The organism is Faecalibacterium taiwanense, assembly GCF_036632915.2.
GTDB classification, from domain to species: Bacteria; Bacillota; Clostridia; order Oscillospirales; family Ruminococcaceae; genus Faecalibacterium; species Faecalibacterium taiwanense.
The window spans coordinates 330202-352605 of record NZ_CP155552.1; the positions used below are offsets into that span (position 1 = coordinate 330202).

The window sequence follows — 22404 nt, forward strand, 5'->3', positions numbered from 1 at the left end:
TTTTGCGACGAAATTTCGTCCTGTGCGGGCCGCGTATCAGGCGCGGGTCACGTCTGCAGCGGTCATGACGAAGGTCATGGTCTTATCCGCTGCAAAGGTGGGCATGTAAGTAACGCTCAGCTGCTGCCAGCCCTTGGGGACCATCAGCATCAGCTGCAGATAGCCGGTACCCTGCGGGGGCAGATTGGTGGAATCCGAGAAGGTCTGAGAGTTGGAGTTGTACAGCGAGATGTTGGCACCGCACTCCACGCTCTGGCCGTCGCAGGAAGCAGAGAAATCGGTAGAAGCTGCTGCCAGTGCGTGGAAGTTTGCATCCACATTTTCCTGCGGGGGTACGGGATAAGCAGCATTGATCTCGGCCAGATTCTGTGCGCCGATGTTGAAGGTCTGGTTCTTGGTGCGGTTGACCACGGTGACCAGAACAGCAATGTATTCGTAACCGGCCTGTGCAGGTGCGGTATCAATGTTGAACAGGCTGGTCAGCTGAACGCCAAGGCCGTTCCAGTTGCTGACCTTATCACCGACCTTGACATCCACGATGGTGGCGCTGCCATTCTGCTGGCAGCCGCCCAGCAGGCTTGCTGCGCCCAGAGCAGCAACGGATGCGCCGGTGCACTTGAGGAAGGTACGGCGGGAAATGGAGTTGGACATAAAATAAATCCTCCTTTTGATAGGAAAAACCGTATTCCAGAATGTTCTATTCTGTTTATACCCTTTCTGTCCGAAAGATGCAAGGGTTTGGGGGCTGAATTTACAGCTTTTTCACAGGAATATCACCCTTCGTGGGTAAGGCCCTTCACATGTGTTTCGCTGGTTTTGACCAGATTTAACAGGCTGGGCGTATAAAGCGGGAACTCGCGGGTCAGGCTTTCTGTGGTCATGGTCAGGCAGGCCGGGTCCTTTACGCCCTCGCCGCCGTTCACATCCTGTCCGTCCAGCAGGGCTTCCACATTGGCTTCGGACATGCGCATCACGGCATCGGAGCAGCCGCGCCAGCGGATGGGATCGATGCTGAACATACTGGCGGCGTTGTGCGGCTCGGCCGAGTACAGCAGGCGGAACATTTTGGCTACGGCCATCATCAGGTAGGCGCTCACCTCGGTGGTAAGGGCCTTGCTGTGGCACTGGCCGATCTTGGCGTACAGCACGTTCAGGCCGTTGGAGATCAGCTTTTTGTTCATGGTGGGCAGCACGCTGCCGTGGTAGATGTTGTCCTTCATCTTGTCCGGGTTCGGAAGGTCTTCTGCCGAGAGCATCATGCCGTTGCGCTCTGCACTGCGGCCCAGAAGATAATCGCAGGAAACATTATAATAGTCTGCCACGCGCACCACAAAGTCCAGGCCGCATTCGCGGATGCCTTTTTCGTAGTGGGACAGCAGCGCCTGCGAGACGCCAAGATCCTCGGCGGCCTGCTTCTGGGTGATGCCGCGTTCCTTGCGCAGCAGCTTGATGATACGGTTGAATTCCATGATTTTTGGCTCCTCAAAGTTCGATATAGGGGGACATCCTTGTTTTTGGTTTACAGCAGGTTGATTATACACAACGGAAAACCTTTTGTAAAGCAAGAAAAGTGACGATATTTTTCGTTGATTTTCGTCATTTTTGTCAAAAGACTTGCTCTGGACACCATATCTATGCTAAACTATAGGTATTAACGCATACATTTTGTGGCGTGCGCGGGGCCGTAGCTGCCGCCAAAGAGCAAAAAATCTGGCAGACGACACGTTTTTCTGCCAGATTTTTTCTCCGCAGCGGGTTTTGCCGCCCGTTCCCGTGCCGCCGCACAGCGATAAAGAGAGGCACTATCCATGAAAACGTTCAAGCTTCATCTCATCCGCCACGGCATGACTGCAGGCAACCTGCAGGGCCTGTACATCGGCAGCGGCACCGACATCCCTCTGTGCGACGAGGGCCGCGCGCAGCTCAATGAGCTGAAAGAGCGGTTCGAGTATCCGCAGGTGGATACCGTGTTCTCCTCCCCGCTGCTGCGCGCGGTGGAAACAGCCAACATCCTGTTCCCGGATGCAAAGCACACCTTTACCGTGCACGACCTGCGGGAGGCCGGCTTTGGCAAGTTTGAGAACAAGCCGGTCAAGGAGCTGGTGCACGACGAGGACTTTAAAAAGTGGATCACCCCCGGCTCCGGCTATGTGCCCGAAGGCGCAGAGCCTACCGACCAGTTCCACGCCCGCTGCGCCGAAAGCCTGATGAAGCTGTTTGAGTATATGATCCGCATGGATGTGACCGAAGCAGCCTGTGTGACCCATGGCGGCGTGATCATGAGCATGCTCAGCCAGCGCGCCGTGCCCACCCGCCGCCCGGAGCAGTGGATGGCAGACCCCGGCTGCGGCTACACCGTGCAGACCGATGTGCAGCTGTGGATGCGGGACCGTCTGGTGGAAGCCATCGACATCGTGCCCTTTGGCTATGCCGATACCCTGCGCGGTCAGGCCGAAGCCGAGGAGAACGAAGCCTTTGAGTAAGGATTCGGTTACAGTTACGGCCCATCCCTTGACAGAAGCGGCGCAATCCTTTATTGTATAAGGGAACGATTATTTTAGGAGGAAGTTCCATGTCCCAGTCCATTTCCCGCCGGTCATTCCTGAAATGTGCCGGCTCCGGTGCGGTCAGCCTTGCGGCAGCGCTGCTCACCGGCGTACCTGCAGCGGCACAGCAGCCGCGTCTTGCAGGCGAACCTGCCCTGCTGGACGGCAAAGCTGCCGTGGAGCTGCTGGGCTATGCCCCTGCGCAGGAAATGGGCAATGTGCTGGTGTACCTCTCGGTGGAGAACCTCTCCGCATCCACCCTGCCGGTGGGCGCAAGCTATCTGCAGAGCCGTGAGGTGTGCACGCTTGGCGACCTGTACAGTATGGGCACCGGCGTTACCGCGGTGTGCGATGGCAAGCCGGTGCGCTGCGGCAGCTTTGCTGCGCCGCTCTACGGCGAGAACGCGGCGGATGCTTCGGTGTTCACCCTGAACCTGACGGCAGGCCGCGGCGCGCTGCTGCACTGCTTCTGCGCAGTGCCGGACAACTGGCAGACGCTGGAGCTGACCTATCACCCGGATTTCGCGGCGGGCCGCAGCGTGACCTTTACGGTCAACCGCAGCACTGACCACGCCGTGCTGGGCGTGGTGCCCACCTCTCCTGCCGAGGTCGGCAGCGTGGTGGATCTGTAACTCCTTCAGTCTCGCATACGCTCGACAGCTCCCTCGGAGAGGGAGCCTCTGGCGAAAAGGAAAACTTGGCCGTATTGCCAAAGCCTCCCTCCATGAGAAAGACTTCCCCCGGCCGGGACAGATTCTCCCCGCGCCGGGGAGAAATGTCACCGCAGGTGACAAAGAGAGGAGCAGATGTCACGCAAGTGACAAAAAAGGGAGCAGTGGCATCGCGTCAGCGATGACGGAAGGAGTTCCTGAACGTAATAAAAGACCATCTGAGATGCAGTTAAAAATGCCTCAGATGGTCTTTTTTTGTTTTGTCAATTCAGCACATTCTGCCCGGCGGAATCCAATACCGTCAGCTCCTGCCCGGTCACGCTGGAGACCAGCGCAATGTAGCTGCGTCCGGTGCGGATGCTCAGCGGCCTGCCGTCGGCATCGTAAAAGGCAAAGGTGGAGTCTGTGCCCTGCGTCCATGTGATGTGCCACAGCTGGCTGCCGTTCAGCCAGACACCGCCGCCAAGGGACAGGTCGTAGTCCAGCGTGGTGCCGTCGTCCCGCAGGCTGGAAGCGGAGTAAAGGACCAGCAGATTGTCGAATTGCGCCTGCGCGCCGGTGTTGGCATCCAGCTGGGCGGTGCCGTCGGCGCGGAGCATCCCGTAGGTGCCGCTGGCCGCATCGTAGGCAAAGCCGGTGGTGCTTTGGGGCGCAAAGTTGATCTGCACCTGTTCGGCATCCCGGGAACCGGGCTCCGGCAGGCGGGGCTCTTTGGCCTGCGGCAGCAGGGCGGGCAGAGCGGAAATGGCAGAGCTGTCCTCGGCAGTGCTGGCCGAGGAGGAAGCGCTGCTGCCGTGGTCGCCCAATGCGCCGGAAAGGTTCAGGCTGCCCAGCACGGAAGCGACCTCCCCGCCGCTGGTATGCCACAGCGGCGCGCCGCTCCAGACATCATCGCAGGAAAAGGCGTTGCGGCCCACTTCCAGCGCGTCCACGGCCCGCAGGTTATAATAATCCAGATAGTTGCGGGCAAACTGCCCTGCACCCCGCTGGATGGGCAGTACTTCCTGCCCGCTGAGCAGCCGCCAGTAAAGGTCCTGCCCAAGGGTCACTGGGCCGACGGTTGGCATAGCCGATACCGAAGGATAAGCCAAGCACAGGCTGGTGGGCTGGCCGCTCTCGGTCAGGGCTTCCAGCACCACCGATGCGCTGCCAATGCCCCACTGTGTGGTGCTGGAAGCGGCGTTGTCGATCACCACGGCAGCGGTGCGTTCGCCGGGATACTGCAGCTCCTGCCCGGTCAGCGGGTCGGTGGGCGCTGCACTGTCCGGGGCAGTGGGGCCGGACAGTGCACACCCGCACAGCAGGGCTGTGCACAGCACCGCCGTGCCAAGGGCCAGATTCCAGATGCGTTTCATGCGGTTCCCTCGTTACTGATAGCTGAAGCTGGACCACTCGTCGTCGTCCACGATGGCAAGATAGGTCTTGCCGCGGTTGAAAAGCATCTGCGCACCGGTCTTGTCGTAGACCAGCAGCGGATGCTCAGGCGAAGCCTTTTCCCAGCGGCCATGCTGTACAGCGCCGCGGCTGAAATAATAGGCATCGCCGCCGGAGATGTAGCTTACCTGCTGCACATCGCCGGAGTCGCCGGAATAGCGCTCGATGGGAGCAAAGCAGACCAGCAGATTGTCAAAGCTCAGCTGCTTTGCGTTCAGCTCGTCCACGGTGTTTTCAAACTTGCCGGAGATGCGGCTGTACATCTGCATTTTATAGGTGCGGGACTGCGGATCATAGCGGAAGCTGGTCTTGTAGTGGTCCGAGTGGGTGATGCTGACCGTCCTGCCGGAGGAAGCACCCTGCATGGCGTTCTCCTCGCCGGTGCGGTAGTCCGCAAAGCGGAAGAAGGTGGTGTCGTAATCGTATTTCAGGCCGATGCCCGCGTTGGAAGCGGCCTGCCGGATCTCCTTGCCGGAGGTGAACTCGGTGTGTTCATAGGCCACATCCCGGCCCCGGCTGTCGCGGTGAGCCACATGCGGATGGGTGGGAGTATTAAAGTAGCTCTTGCCGCCGATGTTCAGGCCGGAATAGTTGTATACGCTGATGAATTTGGTGCAGGCGGCGCTCTCACCGTCGTGGTAGTACAGCGCCTGATAGGGCATCAGCAGCTGCAGGAACTGGTCGCGGCCAGAGCGCAGCGGGCCGATCTCCGGGATGGAGTCGGCATCGTGGAACACCGCGCAGAAGCGGGTGATGCCGCCCTCCACCTTGCACTCGATCAGCAGATCGGCAGAGGAAAGACCGCGCTGCGGACGGGCGTTCTGACGAGAGGTGTTGGAGATGTTGTTCACCATCACGCCCACGATACGGCCATTGCTGCGCTTGGCCTCACCGGTCAGCGGATCGGCATCGTAAGCGGGCAGTGCGGCAACACTGGCAGCGGGCTGCTCGGCTGCTGCCAGCGAGGAAGCAGCCATGTCCTCCGAGGATGCAGCAGAAGAAGCTGCGCCGGAAGAACTGATGCCCAGTGTCTGCTGGAGCCAGCTGGAAAAATTGCTGCCCAGAATGGCACTGCCGGAAGCACTGCAGCTGGAAAGCGCCAGCGAAGCGGCAGCGGCACCGGTCAGGCGAAGAACAGTACGGCGAGTGATCTTCATAGGAAAAACCTCCTGCAAAAAACGTATCGGCGCGGCCCGGCAGAATGCCAAAGCCGGGAAAAAGTTTGCGGGTGCAGCGCGGCGGGGCGCATACTGCCGGGCAGTAAAACGCAGCGCACTGCAGACGGATTTGATTTGATTGTAACGATTCTTGCCGGGTTTGTAAAGAGGAAGTTATCGGGATGAAGCCCCTTCCGCTGCCGACACCGGAGCATCTTCGATCTGCTGCGCGGATAAAAAGCGGGAGCCCACACCGATGCAGGAGCTTTTTGCGCCTTTTTGCCCGGGAACCCTTGCATTTTTGCGCAAGTTGTGGTAATATTATTCGGCAGTATGTTCACTGCGGAAATATGCGCTCGTAGCTCAGCCGGTAGAGCATCTGACTTTTAATCAGAGGGCCAGGGATTCGAGTTCCCTCGAGCGCACCAAAATCCCACGAAGAATCGCAAGATTCCTCGTGGGATTTTCTTTTATACGCCATTTGCACGGTCTATGCACGGTTTTTGCACGGTCCGCATTTTTCGTGTCAGATGGAGTAAGTCTGTGAATTACTCTGCAATTCGTGCTATTTTTTGCAATTCAGGTCAGCAAAGCCAAGCGAAGCTGCGCTTTTACAGAGGGGTCTGCGTCCTTCAGAAGCTCCAACAGTGCCGACACGGAGATGGTCGGTTCTGCTTCAACCGGGGCAGCCTGCACAAGTGTTGCTCCCTATACGGCTTTCACATCACCGCCGGAGATCATCAGTTGGCAAGCAGAGCGCAGGCTGCGCGATGGAATCGCTGAATAGCACAAAAGCATGTTGGAGTCCAGATGTAAAGAAAAAACGGTAAAGCAGATAAAATCCACTTTACCGTTTTATAGCAATTCAACTTCTTCATGCAACAGCAATAGCGTTGAATTGCATATCGCAAATTGCTGTTTTAACGTTCCACTAACTTTTTGCCTTGCAATCAAGAAAGCACTTCCGCTAAACACTCTACGTTGAAAATGCAATCGTACACTGCTATAATAAAATTGTGATATTATCACCAAAAAATCAAGATGAAAAGCGTTTGCGATTGGCAAACATTCAGGAGGAACGCATGGTAACAGGAGCCATTAAAAATAAGGTAGACAAGATCTGGACGGACATCTGGGCAGGCGGCATCACCAATCCGCTGACCGTCATTGAACAGCTGACCTATCTCATGTTCATCCGGTCACTGGACGAGAAAGAGCTTGCCACCGAAGATTTTGAGAACATGGCGGGCGAAAAGATGGAGCACATCTTCCCGGCCAGCGAAGCAGGACAGTCTATGCGGTGGAGCCGCTTCAAGGATAAAGATTCCCGCGAAATTTTCCTGACCATGCAGCAGCGGGTGTTCCCTGCCATCAAAAAGATGAAGTATGGCCGTCTGCCGGACTTTGACGCAAACGGCGAGCTGGTGGAGATCGCAGACGACCCCACCCGCCCGGATGAGGGCAACACCGCCTTTGCGCGGTACATGGACGATGCCATGTTCCTGATCCCCACGCCGCAGGTGCTGCAAAAGATCATCACCGGGCTGGAGGATCTTTACACCCACGACATTGCCGACCTTGATATGCAGGGCGACCTGTATGAGTATATGCTGGGCAAGCTGGCAACCGCAGGGCAGAACGGCCAGTTCCGCACGCCCAAGCACATCCGCGACATGATGGTGGAACTGGTGCAGCCCACGCCGGACGACTTCATCTGCGACCCCGCCTGCGGCACGGCGGGCTTTCTGGTGTCCAGTGCGCAGTACCTCCGCGCCCACTACGAGGACAGCATGACCCCGGAGCAGTGGCAGCATTTTGCCGGCCCGATGTTCACCGGCTTTGACACGGACCGCACCATGCTGCGCATTTCGGCCATGAACCTGATGCTCCACTCCATCACGAACCCGGAGATCGACTACAAAGACAGCGTTTCCAAGCAAAACTCCATTTGCAGCAAGTATACCGTCTGCCTTGCAAACCCGCCGTTCAAGGGCACCGTGGATGCCGAGAGCATCAACGACGACCTGAAGGCCGTCACCAACACCAAAAAGACGGAATTGCTTTTCCTTGCGCTCTTCCTGCGGATGCTCAAAACCGGCGGACGCTGCGCCTGCATCGTGCCGGACGGCGTTTTGTTCGGTTCCAGCAAGGCGCACCAGAGCATCCGAAAAGAACTGATTGAAAACCACCAGCTGCGGGCGGTCATTTCCATGCCCTCCGGCGTGTTCAAGCCCTACGCAGGCGTGTCTACGGCGGTGCTGGTGTTTACCAAGACCGGCGCGGGCGGTACCGACAGGGTGTGGTTCTACGATATGAAAGCTGACGGCCTCTCGCTGGACGACAAGCGCACCGAGGTGAAGGAAAACGACATCCCGGACATCATCGCCCGGTTCCAGAACCTCAACGCCGAAACTGACCGCAAGCGCACCGAGCAGAGCTTCTTTGTGCCCAAAGCGGAAATTGCCGCCAATGGGTACGATTTGTCCATCAATAAGTACAAAGAGACCGAGTATGTGCCGGTGGAGTATCCCTCGACTACGGAGATCCTTGCTGACCTGCATGAGCTGGAAATGGAGATCACCAAGGGTCTGGCAGAGTTGGAGGAGATGGTGTGATGGCGAAGTTGGGAGAGGTTTGCTTAATTAACCCCAAGAGTTGCACATTAAGAGATGACACTGAAGTTTCCTTTATTCCAATGACAAAAGTTGGTGAGCACGGGGAGTTCGATGCATCTGAAATTAAAAATTATTCAGAAGTAAAGAAAGGCTTCACAAATTTTCAAAATGGCGATATTTTATTTGCGAAAATTACACCTTGTATGGAAAATGGAAAAGGTGCAATCGCCCATAATATGAAAAACGGAATTGGCTTTGGAAGCACTGAATTTCATGTTTTGCGTCCTGATACAGACAAAATAACGAGCGAATGGCTGTATTATTTGACCACATGGAAGACTTTTCGCAAAGAGGCTGAGAAAAACATGACCGGAAGCGCAGGTCAAAAACGTGTGCCAAAAACTTTCTTGGAAAATTATGTCGTGAACTTGCCAGATATTGATACCCAAAAAAGCGAAAACAAAATTTTGAGAAAAGTGGACGATTTGATTTTTCTTCGCAAGCAGCAACTTGTCAAGCTGGACGAGCTGGTAAAGGCACGGTTTGTGGAAATGTTTGGGGATGTGTTGCTAAATTCTATGCAATGGCCTGAAAAAACGCTGGAAAATATGGCCGACATTGTTTCTGGGATTACGAAAGGCCGTAAAACAGCAGAAGCAGATTTGCAAGAAGTGCCATATATGGCGGTTTCAAATGTAAAAGACGGTTATATTGATTGGACAACTGTAAAGACGATTCTGGCAACAAGACAGGAAATTGAGCAATACAGACTGATGCCGGATGATATCTTAATGACTGAGGGCGGTGACCCTGATAAAGTCGGGCGGGGTGCCATAATCAAAGTGCCATTGAAAAACTCAATTCATCAAAATCACATTTTCCGTGTGCGATTGGATGAACAAGAAATTTTACCCTCTTTCTTTGCCGAATACTTACGTCATCAAAAAGCCAAGCGTTACTTTTTAGGGTGTGCAAAGCAAACCACAGGCATTGCAAGCATCAACATGCGACAGCTTAGAGCATTACCTACTCTTGTTCCACCACTTTCTCTTCAAAAACAATTTGCCGCCTTTGTAGAGCGCGTAGACCAGCAGAAGCAGACCGTACAACAGGGCCTTGAAAAGCTGGAATTGATGAAAAAAGCGCTGATGCAGGAATATTTTGGGTAACTCCCCAGTCGCCTAGCGGCGACAGCTCCCTCAAAGAGGGAGCCTTAACGTGGCCGCAAGGCAAAAGCCTTCCTCTTTGAGGAAGGTGGCACGGCGCAGCCGTGACGGAAGGAGTGGGACAGCAGGGCTTAGAAAAGTTGGAATTGATGAAAAAGCACTGATGCAGGAATATTTTGGGTGAAGTGTTATACTATTGAAAGATTGTGCGGTATAATGATAGAAAAACACTGGAGGTTTACATGAGCGATTTGAATGGAATTAACATTTCTGATCTTTTGGGATTATCTGAACCATTACAAAAACTTGTAGAAACTGTCTCCTGTGGTATAGGGAAATTGTATGAACCTATACATGTAAGACGTATGGCTAATGCGAAAGCGGCTGAAATCAAAGCTATAGGCGACCAAATTTCGGATATTTCAGAAATTCCCATTAAGTATGACAATGGAAAAGTTCTTGTGGACGGAACAGACTACACAGAGTTGGTGAAGCGTACACAAAGTCGCATAGCATTTCAGGAGCTAAAAAAGCAACAGAACATAGATTATGCTGTTGCTTTTGCGGCGCAAGAACTTGCAGGTGAGCTTAAGGTAAGCAAGGAACCGGTAGATGAGGATTGGGTTTCCCGATTCTTTGATTCTGTTTCGTGTGTAAGCGAAAAAGAAATGCAACTGATTTGGGGGAAAATTCTGGCAGGTGAAATTAAGGAACCGGGCAGTTTTTCGATGAGAACGCTCAATGTAGTTAGAAACTTGAGTAAGAAAGAGGCAGAGTGTTTCTTGAAAATCTTACCATGCGTAATGAGTTCTGACGGGGATTATTTTATTTCATCAGATGAGAAGATAATAAATGTGGCTAATATCACATTCTATGATATCTTAACATTAGACGACTGCGGATTACTTTATGCGGATGGAACGATGCGGATGAGCTTTACCGTAGCAAAAAATGATCCTGCTATAATGTATAGTGATGATTATGCAATTAATATGACCAGAAGAAAAGATGAGCCTTATAACGGCTCAGTGGGTGTATATAAATTAAAGACGGCTGCACAGGAACTGTATCCTTTACTAAGGAAACAAACCAATGAAGAGTATGTGATGCTTTGGGCCCGTGAACTTTATAATAAGAACTTCAATAGGTGCAGTGTTGATGTATATAAAGTAGATGGAATTGATAATGGTACGCCCAATTGTCAACCTGTGCCACTAAAAAACTGGAAAGAAAATTAAGCCCTAATCCTAATATTGAAAGGAGCCCTCCTCATGTCCAACTTCTCCTATCTCTCCACCCGCCCCGAATACTCCCTCTTCGCTAATTCCGCCATCGAGGCCGAGAAAGTGTTCTCCACCTCTCCGGCGATGTGCGCGGTGGGGTGTCGGAAGGCGTTGGAGCTGGCGGTGAAGTGGGTGTATGCGGCAGACAAAACCATCACGATGCCCTACAAGGACAACCTGCAATCCTTGTTGCACGAGCCGAGTTTCCGGTTCGCAGTGGACCGCAATGTGTGGAGCGCGCTGCCCAGCATCGTGAAGGCGGGCAATCTGGCGGTACATACGGGGCATAGTGTGTCGGCGGCGGATGCAGTGTTCAGCCTGCGGGGGCTGTTCGACTTCATCCAATGGGTGGATTACTGCTACGGCACGGACTATGTGGAGCGCTCCTTTGATGAAACAGCCATCCCCGGCGAAAAGGTAACGCTGGACGAAAAGAAGATCCGGGAGCAGGAAAGTTTACTGTCCCAGAAAGATGCCGAGCTGGAAGCGCTGCGCAAGCAGGTGGAGAGCCTTTCGGCGGCGTACACGGCCAGCAAACAGCAGAACCAGCAGAGCCGCAGTTTCACCGCCGCCGACCTGACCGAGGCCGAAACGCGGCAGAAGATCATCGACATCGACCTCAAGGCCATGGGCTGGAAATTCACCGGGCCGGACGCCGATGTGCGCACCGAGTACGAAGTGGACAACATGAACGGCGTGCTGGGGCAGAAGGGCTATGCAGACTATGTGCTGATGGGCAAGGACGGCTTGCCGCTGGCGGTCATTGAAGCCAAGCGCAGCACCAAAGACCCCAACATCGGGCGCAAGCAGGCTCAGCTTTATGCAGACTGTCTGGAGCAGAAGTTTGGCCGCCGTCCGATGCTGTTTACCACCAACGGCTACACCACCTATTTCTGGGATGAGCAGAGCGGCCCGCAGCGTGCCGTGAGCGGGGTGTTCTGCAAGGACGACTTGCAGAAGCTGATGAACCGCCGCACCGAGAAAAAGCCGCTGGACACCATTGAAATTGACGATAAAATCACCGACCGCTACTATCAGAAAAACGCCATCCGGGCAGTCTGCGCCCATATTACGCAGGGCTTCCGGCGCAATCTGCTGGTCATGGCAACGGGCACAGGCAAGACCCGCACCGCATCCAGCCTGACCGATGTGCTGAGCCGGGGCGGTCATGTGACCAACGTGCTCTTTCTGGCGGACCGCACTGCGCTGGTCAAGCAGGCAAAGGACGACTTCAAAAAGTATCTGCCCGACCAGTCGTTGTGCAACCTCTGCTCCTCCAAGGACGATAAGACCGCGCGCATCGTGTTTTCCACCTATCCCACCATGCTCAACGCCATCGACAACGCCAAGACCAAGGACGGCGTGCCGCTGTTTTCGCCCGCCCACTTTGACCTTATCATCGTGGACGAGAGCCACCGCAGCATTTTCAAGAAATACCGCGCCATTTTTGATTATTTCGATGCGGTTCTGGTGGGTCTGACCGCCACCCCGAAAACCGATGTGGACCGCAACACCTACGACTTTTTCGAGATGGAACACGGCATCCCCACCTACGCCTACGATTACGACACGGCGGTCTACACCGACCATGTGCTGGTGCCTTACTACAACTACGAGGTCAAGACGAAATTCACAGAAGAGGGCATCCACTACGACCAGCTTTCACCGGAGGATAAGGCCCGCTACGAGGACGATTTTGCCGAGGACGACACCCTGCCCACCTTCATCCCGTCCGAAAAGCTGAATAAGTTCATCTTCAACGCCAACACCGTGGACACGGTGCTGCAAGACCTGATGGAACGCGGCATCCAGACGGCGGGCGGTGACCGCATCGGCAAGACCATCATCTTTGCCCAGAACAAGCGCCATGCGGAGTTTATCCGGGAACGTTTTGGCAAGCTCTACCCGCAGCTGGAGACCCAGTACCCGGGATTCATCCAGCGGGTAGTCTGCGATGACGCCTATGCACAGTCCATCATTGACGACTTCAAGCAGCCGGACAAGCCGCCGTTTATTGCGGTCTCGGTGGATATGATGGACACGGGCATCGATGTGCCGGAGTGCGTGAATCTGGTGTTCTTCAAAAAAGTGCGCAGCAAAACGAAGTTCTGGCAGATGATCGGCCGTGGTACGCGGCTCTGCCCATCCCTTGCCTGCGTGGATGCCATCGACGGCGAGTATACGGGCAAACGGCGTTTTCTGATCTTCGACTACTGCGGCAACTTTGAATTTTTCCGTCAGAAACCCAACGGCTACGAGAGCGCGGACACCAAAAGCCTGTCCGAGAGCATTTTCTGCAAGCAGGTGCGGATTGCCGCCGCGCTGCAGGATGGAGTCTATGCGGACGAAAACTACCAGAACTGGCGCAAGATCTTAACAGAAACCTGTCGTGCCGAAGTGGGAGCGCTGAATCCGGAGCTGGTATCCGTGCGGCTACACCGACAGGCTGTGGAACACTATCAAAAGCCGGAAGCCTTTGTCAGCCTGACCGAAACGGACAAGGGCACGCTGATGAAAGAGGTGGCACCGCTCATCTCGCTGGACGATAAGGACGAGGCCGCCAAGCGGTTCGATAACTTTGTGTATGGCTTGCTGCTCTGTGAACTGGAAGGTCTGCCGGGGCTGGGCCGCGCCCAGAAACAGCTGCGCAATACAGCGGCAATGCTGGAAGGAAAGGCTACCATCCCGCAGGTGCAGGCAAAGCTGCCCCTCATCCGGGAGGTGCAGACAGACGAATTTTTGACCTCGCATGACCTTCTCCGCTTTGAGGAAATGCGGCAGGAGCTGCGGGAGCTTATCAAGTTTCTGGTGGACGGTGTAGAGGGGCAAAAACCTGTCTACACGGCCCTTGCCGACCCGGTACTGGAACAGACCGAGGGCAAAGCGCTGGATTCCGGCTACGATTTCGGCGAGTACCGGGAACGTGTGAACCGCTACATCATGGAGCACCGCAGCGATACGCTGGCCATCCACAAGCTGACCCAGAACATTCCGCTTTCCCGGGGCGACTATACCGAGCTGGAACATATCTTCACCTGTGAGCTGGGCAGCAAAGAGGACTATGCACGGGAGTTTCGGGATACACCCTTTGGTCTGCTGGTGCGTAAAGTGGCAAAGCTGGACCACGATGCTGCCATGCAGGCATTTTCCAAGTTCATCAACGACGAATCGCTGAATGCGAAGCAGATCGCGTTCGTGCAGAAGGTCATTCATTACATCGAGCAGAACGGTTATGTGGAAAGCAAAGCGGTGCTGATGAAACCACCCTTTGACCAACCCATCCTGTTTACCCGCCTGTTTGATGGAAAAACAGGGAGTGAACTGATGGATACGATCAATTCGGTGAAAGAGAATGCCACCCATGTGACGGCATAAAGTAGTGGAATGTAATGATAAAAACCGGTATAATTCAGGACTATCGAAAAATGAATATCCTGCAACGCAGTATGGCAAGTCAGGGAATTTTGAACGATACGCAAACGACTCTGGCTGATTACCTGATGAGCATCGCACAAATTTCCGTGGAGGATGCCGGAGCGATTTATATCGAGTTGAGCAGCATCCGCGGAAATTTTATGGCAAACATCATTCTGCACATGATTGAAAATTATCACTTCCTGCCTGATATGGCGTGGAAACTGAAAAACAAACAAGCACTGGTGGAAAGCGTAATTGCAAATGAACAGCTGGAGCCTTCCATTACGTTGTCCATCAAAGATGTGTATGATGACCTTGTCAACAGCAAACTGGATATGATCGAGGGCTTCGTGCCGATCTCTGCCATCCAGTATGATGCTAAGATGCAGGAAGCAGAAAGACTTTAAGGGGATTGCGACTTGTAGGATTGCTTTAAATTATCGAGTTAATCCGCAGGCTGAATAGATTCACTCGAATCGAATGAAAACGAAAAAATGCCCGCTCACCGTGGAGATCCGACTCCATCGGTGGGCGGGCATATCCAATAAAATACCAGGATACGATTATGTTTTTCGTACTTCAGCTGGGATCTTGTTCTGGCTCAGATATCCCACAGGGAGGGCGCAGAGGTGGAAACTGCGGCGGCACCTGCGCGCATGGCGGCCATGACGTCGGCTTTGTCCCGCAGCAGGCCGCCTGCAATGACAGGCACCTGTGTGCGGGCGCTGATCTCGGCGATGACCCGGGGCATGATGCCGGGAAGGATCTCGACAAAATCCGGCTTGCCCTGCTCCAGCTGGCCGGACAGGCTGGTCAGCGAGAGGGAATCCAGGATGAATGCCCGCTGGACGGTCAGCAGGCCGCGGTGGCGCGCCCGGCGGATCAGGGTCGGGCGGGTGGAGATGATGCCGTCCGGGTGGCACAGGGCGTTGAGGGAGTCCACCGCGATCTCCCGCGACGAAAGGCCGTCCACAAGGTCGATGTGAACCACGGCCAGTTTTCCGGCATCATGTATGCGGTGCACCAGACCGTCTACGGTGAGCAGGGTGCTCGCCAGCAGAAAAACGGCACTGCAGGGCGAAGCCAGCGCAGCAGTCAGGGCTTCGTCCGTTTTCACAGCGGCGATCACCGGTTCGTTCAACAAAGTTTCGGCAAGAGGATGCATTGGGTAAGACTCCTTTCGAGCCAGATTTACAGAGATAGGGAGCAATCAGAAGATACGGCCCTTTCAGAAAACTCTAAAAGGGCCGCACCATGCGTAAACCAAGTTTATAAAAAATTGAGGGGTTTGTAAAGAGGATTAAAGAGGCATTATTTATGTGCCTGCACGGCTGCATTATTTTTCTTCAGCAGTACAGCGCATGCTATGGTAACTACAAAGCCGATCGCGATCAGTGCGTAGACCAGAGCAGTGCCAGCGTACTGTGTTCCGGGGGTGTGCACGCGAATCTCGCAGATGCCCCACTCGCTGACAGCTGCAAGAACGCCGCAGAAGATGCCGCCAAGGTAGGGATTGCCTGTGTGCTGGTACAGGAGACGACAAATCAGGATCGCAACAAAGATGAAGCCGGGCAGCGCATACACTGCAGTTGCGGCAGAAGCCAGACCGCCGAACATCGGGTTCGAGCCGGTAGCCTTGAAGATGCCGTAAACGTAGCAGAGGATGAACAGAGTGGGAACCGATGCGATAAAGCTGATCAGAAGGTTAGAAAGCAGATTGTTTTTGCCGAGCGCCGTGCTAAAGTTAAAACTGTTGACGCTGATGGACATGACAATGTAGTACACGAGATACATGGGTACAACAAGGAGCATACCCGGGATGCGGTTGGCTCCAAACTTCATAAAGCCCCAGTAAACGATCAGGAAGTTCACATCCACAAAATAGTCGACGGCAAAAACCATCAGGATCAGGGCAAAGACTGCAAGCAGGGCCGCGCCGATGGATTTGAGGAGTGCATGCCCGGAAATAGCGATGCCGGTATTCCGGAAGGAGAAACCGTGTTTTTTGCCGTAGGCCATGTACCACACCGTGCACAGAACAAGAGTCAGTGCGCCGCACAGCAGAGAGATCAGGCCGTGGTACGCAGGGTTGGCCGAGTGGAAAAGTGCATCACGGTAAGATGCCAGTCCCTGCTTGTTCAGGAATCGAATAATGAGGATGGACAGGACGGCACTGATGATCTGGATGCCCCAGAACCATGCAACTGCATTCTTATCGCCAACTGGGCGAAGGTCCTGCTCTCCATTGTCGGCACACTGGAATGTCTTGACGGAGCTGACCAGCCAGACCATCAGAGACCCGGCAAACAGCAGCAGACCGGACAGGGCGATGATCTTGAAGATGTTCCAGATGGTATAGGTGTAGCTGCTGGCGCTCAGAGCAGTGCCAGTGGGCATAACACGGTTAAAGAAGGTCAACACACGGTTCATGACCAGCGGGGACCACCAACCAGCCATATGCGTCTCGTTAGAAACAAAGATCTGGCGGCTTCCGGTCTTTCCGCCGTAATCCTGCTCATAAACGGTCTCTGCCACGCGCTGTTCACTGGTGGTTGCGGGGTCGATACCGAAATACAGGAAGGACTGTGCACTGTTGTTGATCACATATTCTGCCGGGCTGGAAAGGTTGGCTGCATACTTGTTGGCGTCGTTGGAATAGGTACCGTTATCATTAGCTTTTTCCGAGAAGAAGAACTCGTCGTTCTTGTCTGCGAGAACTGCGACATCTCGGGCACCGTAAACATCGGTGTAGCCCTCGCTGTTACGCACGATGGGATCGCTGTGGATCAGGAAAATGGCCTTGACAACATTCAGACTGTCGTTATCGCACTGCAGTGCTTCGCCAGCTGCCTTGCCACCGCGGGAGTAGCCCAGCAGCGAAACTCGGTCGGTATCAACGTAGGGCAGAGTCACGCCGTAGCGTACCGCATCATAAAGGCCGCGGCCCTGGGTGAGCCATTCGGAGTCCGGCAGAGGTTCGCTTTCGCCCATGCCGTACATATCCACGCCGATCGCAACATAGCCGCGGCGGGCGAGCTCAATGCAGTAGTGCTGCATTTCTTCTTTGTTGTTGTTTCCGCCATGCTGTACAAAAATAGCGGGCGCAGGCGTTTCAGCGGTGGCGTTTTCCGGAATATAAACATCCATCGCAAGGGTATGACCGGATTCGGATTCAATGGTAACGTTCCGGATGGTCGTTTTGCCGGAGTTCGTCTGTAAAATGAAAGAACCGGCAATGCCTACGATGATGAGCGCGATGCTGACGATGAGACTGATCAGCGGCCTTGAAAGTTTTTTCTCGTTCATATGGGGGACCTCCTTTTTGAATCTGATTTTTCCGTAATAAAAATGGGGACGCACTGCATCTGGACGATACAGTGCATCCCCATCTCACTTCTCTTGGGATGCTTCTAGTATAGCGTTTTGTAACAAAATGTCAATAGAAAATAAACAATTAAAAAATATTTTGTGCGCGAACTATAAAGTCAGACGAAAATCATCAATGCTCTGCCCAGTCGCAGCTGCGGCCCACAGCCTTGTGCCAGCCGGAGAGCAGACGGGTGCGCTCAGCCTCGTCCATCTGCGGGGCAAAGGTCATATTGCAGTGCCACAGGCTGCGGATCTCGTCCCGATCCTTCCACACACCGGTGGCAAGGCCCGCCAGATAGGCAGCGCCCAGAGCGGTCGTCTCCCGGATGGCCGGGCGCAGCACGGTCTTGTTCAGGATATCGGCCTGGAACTGCATCAGGAACTGGTCACGGGATGCACCGCCGTCCACCTTCAACGAGGTGATGGGCACGCCGGTGTCCTTTTCCATAGCAGCCACGAGGTCTGCGCTCTGGTAGGCAATGGACTCCTCTGCCGCGCGGATGATGTGGTTCTGGGTGGTGCCGCGGGTGATGCCCACAATGGCACCGCGGGCATACATATCCCAGTACGGTGCACCCAGACCAGTAAAGGCCGGCACGATGTAAATGCCGCCGTTATCCGGCACCTTCTGGGCATAGTATTCCGCATCGCGGCTCTCCTGGATCATGCGCAGGCCGTCGCGCACCCACTGGATGACGGCACCGCCCACAAAGACGCTGCCCTCCAGCGCGTACTCCACCTTACCGTTCAGGCTGATGGCGATGGTAGAGATCAGGCCGTTCCGGCTGCGGCAGATGGTATCGCCGGTGTTCATCAGCAAAAAGCAGCCGGTGCCGTAGGTGTTCTTGGCCTCGCCCTTGCCAAAGCAGCTCTGTCCGAACAGCGCAGCCTGCTGGTCACCGGCAATGCCGGCCACCGGGATCTGCACACCGCACAGATCGGTGGTGCCGTAGACCTCGCTGGAATCCGTCACGCGGGGCAGGATGCAGCGCGGGATATCCAGCGCTTTGAGCAGGGTGTCGTCCCAGTCCAGCGTGCGGATGTTATACAGCATGGTGCGGCTGGCGTTGGTGCGGTCGGTGACATGCACTCTGCCGCCGGTCAGCTTCCAGACCAGCCATGTGTCCACAGTGCCGAACAGGATCTCCCCTGCCTCGGCCCGCTCCCGCGCACCGGGCACATTGTCCAGGATCCACTTGATCTTCGTTGCGGAGAAATAGGCATCGGGCATCAGGCCGGTGTTCTCCCGGATGTAGTCTGCCATGCCGGGCTGCTGCAGCAGTTCATCCACCAGCGGAGCCGTGCGGCGGCACTGCCAGACGATGGCATTGTAGATGGGGCGGCCGGTGGCCTTTTCCCACAGGATGGTGGTCTCCCGCTGGTTGGTGATGCCAATGGCGGCGATATCGTGGGCATCGACACCGCTCTGGGCCACCACCTCGTTCATGACTCCATACTGGGTGGACCAGATCTCCATGGGGTTGTGCTCCACCCAGCCCTGCTGCGGATAGATCTGCTCAAACTCGCGCTGCTGCACCGCAATGATATTCTGCTCATTGTCGAACAGGATGGCACGGCTGCTGGTGGTTCCCTGATCCAGCGCCAGAACATATTTTGTACTCATGTTTTTGCTCCTCCGTATCGTTTCAGGAGTGTGTATCACAGATTTCGCGTCGCCACAACGTCCACGCCGGTGCCGCACACATCTGCCAGCACCACCTGCCCGGTGCGGACGGGGGCGTGCAGGGTGACGCGGTCCAGCGCAGCCATGACCTCTGTCATCTTCTCTTTGGGTACAGCCTGCGCAGTCTTTACCGGGCAGCGCGGGTACAGCCCGCCCTCCGCCCGCACCGTGCTGGTGATGATGCGAGTGGGATGGGTCAGCTCTTCCCTGCCGTAGGCGGCACCGTTGGGGCAGGCGTTTCCAGTTACATTATAATCATTTTCCGGGTCCACCTGCAAGTGGCAGCCGCAGGGACAGCAGATGCAAATGACTTCTTTGATGCTGCTCATTCTGCAATAACCTCCTCTACCGCAACGGTCAGCGGGCCGTCTGCTTTTTCCAGCAGGACTTTTGGAAGTGCGATGTGCTCCATCTCGCCGGGAGCCATGCGCTGGCGCTTGAACCGGGCCAGCTGCCTGCCGCCGCAGGTCACGGTGATCTGGCTGGGACCGTAGTTCTGCCGCACACGGAAGGAGATGTTCACGCTCCTGTCCACATCAGCGGGGCGCACCCGCTGCGGCACGGTGTAGCCCACGCCATTGCCCGGGATAAGATCGAGTGCGGCGGCATCGGAGGCTTCGCCCTTCAAAACATAGGCCGCCGCAGAAGCACCGGCAAGGTCGCTTTCGCCCGAAACGAAGTCCACCAGATCATGCACGTGCACCACGTTGCCGCAGGCGAACACGCCGGGGATGCCGGTCTCCATATTCTCGTAGACCACTGCGCCTTTGGTGTGGGGGTCCATGGGGATGCCCGCCTGCCGGGTCAGCTCATTTTCCGGGATCAGGCCGACGCTGAGCAGGATGGTGTCCACATCAAATTCCATCTCGGTGCCCGGGATGGGGCGGCGGTTTTCGTCCACCTTGGCAACGGTGGCCTTTTCCACGCGGGCCTTGCCCTGAATATCCACGATGGTATGGGACAGATACAGGGGGATGTCGAAGTCCTGCAGGCACTGCACGATGTTGCGGGTCAGGCCGCCGGAATACGGCATGACCTCCACGCAGGCCGGTACTTTGGCACCTTCCAGCGTCATGCGGCGGGCCATGATCAGGCCGATGTCGCCGCTGCCGAGGATGAGCACCCGCCTGCCTACCAGATAGCCCTCCATGTTGACATAGCGCTGGGCCGCACCGGCGGTGTAGATGCCTGCGGGGCGGGTACCCGGGATGCCAATGGCACCGCGGGTGCGCTCCCGGCAGCCCATGCAGAGGATGATGCTTCTGGCTTCCAAAATCTGATAGCCCTTTTCCCGGCTGACGCAGTGGATCTTTTTGTCCGGGGTGACGTCCAGCACCATCGTGCCCAGCTCCACCCGGACACCGGTGGAGCGCAGCAGTTCAATGCAGCGGCCTGCGTATTCCGGGCCGGTGAGCTGCTCGCCAAAGCGGTGCAGGCCGAAGCCGTTGTGGATGCACTGGTTCAGGATGCCGCCAAGCTCGTTGTCGCGCTCTAAGATAAGGATATCGCGCAGACCATGCTGCCATGCGCTGTAAGCTGCGGCAAGGCCTGCAGGGCCGCCGCCGACGATGACCAGATCAATCATGGTGCTCTCCCTCCTGCTTGGTTTCGCACAGTAAGACGTTGGTGCCGGCCTTATCCTGCAGCACGTCCAGCGGACTGATGCCCAGCGTTTTGCTGATCAGCTCCAGCACCCGCGGCCCGCAAAAGCCGCCCTGACAGCGGCCCATACCGGCACCGCAGCGGCGCTTGACACCGTCAATGGTGGTGGCGGGGATCTCTTCGTGCAGAGCGTCCAGAATTTCGCCCTCGGTGATCGTCTCGCAGCGGCAGATCACGCGGCCATAGGCGGGTTCCTTTGCAATGAGCCGGGCTTTTTCTTCGGGCGGAAGCTCCTTGAAGCGCACCCGGGTGCGGCCATCCCTGTAATCCGCCTTGGGGGCGGGCAGATCGCCGTGAGCTTCCAGAATTTTGACGGCTTCTCTGGCAACGGCCGGTGCACTGGAAAGGCCGGGCGATTTCATGCCCGCCAGATCGATGAAGCCGGGTGCGCCCTCTGCTTCGCCGATAACGAAGTCGCCCGTGTCCACATTGGCACGGACACCCGCAAAATTGCGGATGGACTCGCTGAAGCGGATGTTCGGCACGCTGCGGCGCGCTGCGGCGCTGACGAAGGCTAACCCGGCGGCGGTGCAGGCGGTATCGTCCCCTTCCACGGGGTCGGCGTTCGGGCCGACGATCAGGTTGCCGTGGACGGTGGGGGCCACCAGAACGCCCTTGCCGTTTTCGTTGGGGCACTGGAAGATGACGTGGTGCACACGGCTGCCCTCGGATTTATCCAGCAGGTAGTATTCGCCCCGGGTGGGCTGGATGGTAAATTTGTGGGGTGCGGCCATATCGTGCACGGCCTGCGCCGAGATGCCTGCCGCATTGATGATATAGCGCGTTTCCACAATTCCGGAGGGGGTGGTCAGTGCCCAGCCGCCGGCGGTCTTTTCGATGCGGGTCACAGGGCAGCTGCGGTGCAGCTCCACGCCGTTGCGCACAGCCACTTCTGCCATTGCCAGCGCAAACTCCCACGGGCTGACGATGGCGGCGCTGGGCGCATACAGCGCGCCAACGACAGTGGGGGCCAGATTCGGTTCCATGGCAAACGTTTCCTCTGCGGAAAGCAGCCGGATGCCCGGCACGCCGTTGGCGATGCCGTTCTCATACAGTTTCTGCAGGTGGGGCAGCTCTTCCGGGCTGAGGGCCAGCACCAGACTGCCGCACTGCAGGTACGGCACATCCAGCCGGGCGCAGATCTCCTTGGCCAGTGCGGACCCCTCCACGTTGAGCCGCGCCATCCGGGTGCCCGGTTCGGGGTCATAGCCAGCGTGCAGAATGGCACTGTTGGCCTTGGTGGTGCAGTCGGCCACGTCATTTTCAGCCTCGAAAATGGCGGTCTGCAGCGGGTAATGGGACAGCTCATAGGCGGCTGCCGCACCAATGACACCGCAGCCGATAATTGCTACATCCAGCATAAAAACCTCCTGATCGCTCCGTTTGCCGAATAAAAGAAA

At 56.0% G+C, this 22404-nt stretch carries 17 protein-coding genes and 1 tRNA gene; 8 read left to right on the forward strand and 10 right to left on the reverse strand.

What is annotated here, in order from left to right; translation table 11 throughout:
• Window positions 1-36 precede the first annotated feature (36 nt).
• Together PXT33_RS01525 and PXT33_RS01530 are read right to left on the reverse strand one after the other, a co-directional pair.
• A complete protein-coding gene (locus PXT33_RS01525) occupies window positions 37-651 on the reverse strand; it encodes a twin-arginine translocation signal domain-containing protein (protein ID WP_005943633.1) in 615 nt (204 codons plus the stop codon).
• 122 nt (window positions 652-773) lie between these two features.
• Window positions 774-1469, reverse strand: coding sequence for a helix-turn-helix domain-containing protein (locus tag PXT33_RS01530; protein WP_005943631.1), 696 nt, complete (start codon window positions 1467-1469; stop codon window positions 774-776).
• A 339-nt stretch (window positions 1470-1808) separates the two neighbouring features.
• Here PXT33_RS01530 and PXT33_RS01535 point away from each other — a divergent pair, with 339 nt between their 5' ends.
• Both PXT33_RS01535 and PXT33_RS01540 read left to right on the forward strand, forming a co-directional pair.
• Entirely contained in the window at window positions 1809-2483 is a 675-nt protein-coding gene (locus tag PXT33_RS01535; protein ID WP_118527631.1) for a histidine phosphatase family protein, read from the forward strand.
• 89 nt (window positions 2484-2572) lie between these two features.
• Window positions 2573-3178, forward strand: a complete 606-nt coding sequence (locus PXT33_RS01540; protein ID WP_097774587.1) for a Tat pathway signal sequence — start codon at window positions 2573-2575, stop codon at window positions 3176-3178.
• A gap of 302 nt (window positions 3179-3480) precedes the next feature.
• Here PXT33_RS01540 and PXT33_RS01545 read toward each other — a convergent pair whose 3' ends face one another.
• Together PXT33_RS01545 and PXT33_RS01550 are read right to left on the reverse strand one after the other, a co-directional pair.
• Window positions 3481-4572 (reverse strand): DUF3048 C-terminal domain-containing protein, encoded by a 1092-nt coding sequence (locus PXT33_RS01545; protein WP_332375812.1) that lies wholly within the window; start codon window positions 4570-4572, stop codon window positions 3481-3483.
• Window positions 4573-4584: 12 nt separating this feature from the next.
• Window positions 4585-5808 (reverse strand): DUF3048 domain-containing protein, encoded by a 1224-nt coding sequence (locus tag PXT33_RS01550; RefSeq protein ID WP_332375813.1) that lies wholly within the window; start codon window positions 5806-5808, stop codon window positions 4585-4587.
• A 352-nt stretch (window positions 5809-6160) separates the two neighbouring features.
• Between PXT33_RS01550 and PXT33_RS01555 the strand changes: the two genes are divergently transcribed.
• The 6 genes from PXT33_RS01555 (at window position 6161) to PXT33_RS01580 (ending at window position 14696) form a co-directional block, all read left to right on the forward strand.
• Window positions 6161-6236, forward strand: a tRNA-Lys gene (locus PXT33_RS01555).
• A 654-nt stretch (window positions 6237-6890) separates the two neighbouring features.
• Window positions 6891-8423 carry a class I SAM-dependent DNA methyltransferase gene (locus PXT33_RS01560; RefSeq protein WP_332376664.1) on the forward strand — a complete coding sequence of 511 codons (1533 nt, stop codon included), beginning with the start codon at window positions 6891-6893 and terminating at the stop codon, window positions 8421-8423.
• Window positions 8423-9592: a restriction endonuclease subunit S gene (locus tag PXT33_RS01565; RefSeq protein WP_332375814.1), complete on the forward strand. Its 1170-nt coding sequence runs from the start codon at window positions 8423-8425 to the stop codon at window positions 9590-9592. Before PXT33_RS01560 ends, PXT33_RS01565 begins: the two co-directional genes overlap by 1 nt.
• A gap of 239 nt (window positions 9593-9831) precedes the next feature.
• The gene (locus tag PXT33_RS01570; RefSeq protein WP_332375815.1) at window positions 9832-10827 is read left to right on the forward strand and encodes a DUF2806 domain-containing protein; all 996 of its coding nucleotides are present in this window, start codon (window positions 9832-9834) and stop codon (window positions 10825-10827) included.
• Window positions 10828-10860: 33 nt separating this feature from the next.
• The gene (locus PXT33_RS01575; RefSeq protein ID WP_332375816.1) at window positions 10861-14247 is read left to right on the forward strand and encodes a DEAD/DEAH box helicase family protein; all 3387 of its coding nucleotides are present in this window, start codon (window positions 10861-10863) and stop codon (window positions 14245-14247) included.
• 50 nt (window positions 14248-14297) lie between these two features.
• The gene (locus PXT33_RS01580) at window positions 14298-14696 is read left to right on the forward strand and encodes a hypothetical protein (RefSeq protein WP_332375817.1); all 399 of its coding nucleotides are present in this window, start codon (window positions 14298-14300) and stop codon (window positions 14694-14696) included.
• Between the two features lie 194 nt (window positions 14697-14890).
• Here the strand turns inward: PXT33_RS01580 and PXT33_RS01585 are convergent, their stop codons facing one another.
• The 6 genes from PXT33_RS01585 to PXT33_RS01610 form a co-directional block, all read right to left on the reverse strand.
• Window positions 14891-15454, reverse strand: coding sequence for a glycerol-3-phosphate responsive antiterminator (locus PXT33_RS01585; RefSeq protein ID WP_154260009.1), 564 nt, complete (start codon window positions 15452-15454; stop codon window positions 14891-14893).
• Between the two features lie 146 nt (window positions 15455-15600).
• Window positions 15601-17595, reverse strand: a complete 1995-nt coding sequence (locus PXT33_RS01590; RefSeq protein ID WP_332375818.1) for a CocE/NonD family hydrolase — start codon at window positions 17593-17595, stop codon at window positions 15601-15603.
• A 193-nt stretch (window positions 17596-17788) separates the two neighbouring features.
• Window positions 17789-19282 (reverse strand): glycerol kinase GlpK, encoded by a 1494-nt coding sequence (gene glpK / locus PXT33_RS01595; protein ID WP_120080356.1) that lies wholly within the window; start codon window positions 19280-19282, stop codon window positions 17789-17791.
• A 35-nt stretch (window positions 19283-19317) separates the two neighbouring features.
• Window positions 19318-19671 (reverse strand): DUF1667 domain-containing protein, encoded by a 354-nt coding sequence (locus PXT33_RS01600; RefSeq protein WP_207698789.1) that lies wholly within the window; start codon window positions 19669-19671, stop codon window positions 19318-19320.
• Window positions 19668-20927 carry an FAD-dependent oxidoreductase gene (locus tag PXT33_RS01605; protein WP_332375819.1) on the reverse strand — a complete coding sequence of 420 codons (1260 nt, stop codon included), beginning with the start codon at window positions 20925-20927 and terminating at the stop codon, window positions 19668-19670. Before PXT33_RS01605 ends, PXT33_RS01600 begins: the two co-directional genes overlap by 4 nt.
• Window positions 20920-22365 (reverse strand): NAD(P)/FAD-dependent oxidoreductase, encoded by a 1446-nt coding sequence (locus PXT33_RS01610; RefSeq protein ID WP_097774613.1) that lies wholly within the window; start codon window positions 22363-22365, stop codon window positions 20920-20922. The genes PXT33_RS01605 and PXT33_RS01610 overlap by 8 nt, the downstream gene beginning before the upstream one ends.
• Window positions 22366-22404 lie beyond the last annotated feature (39 nt).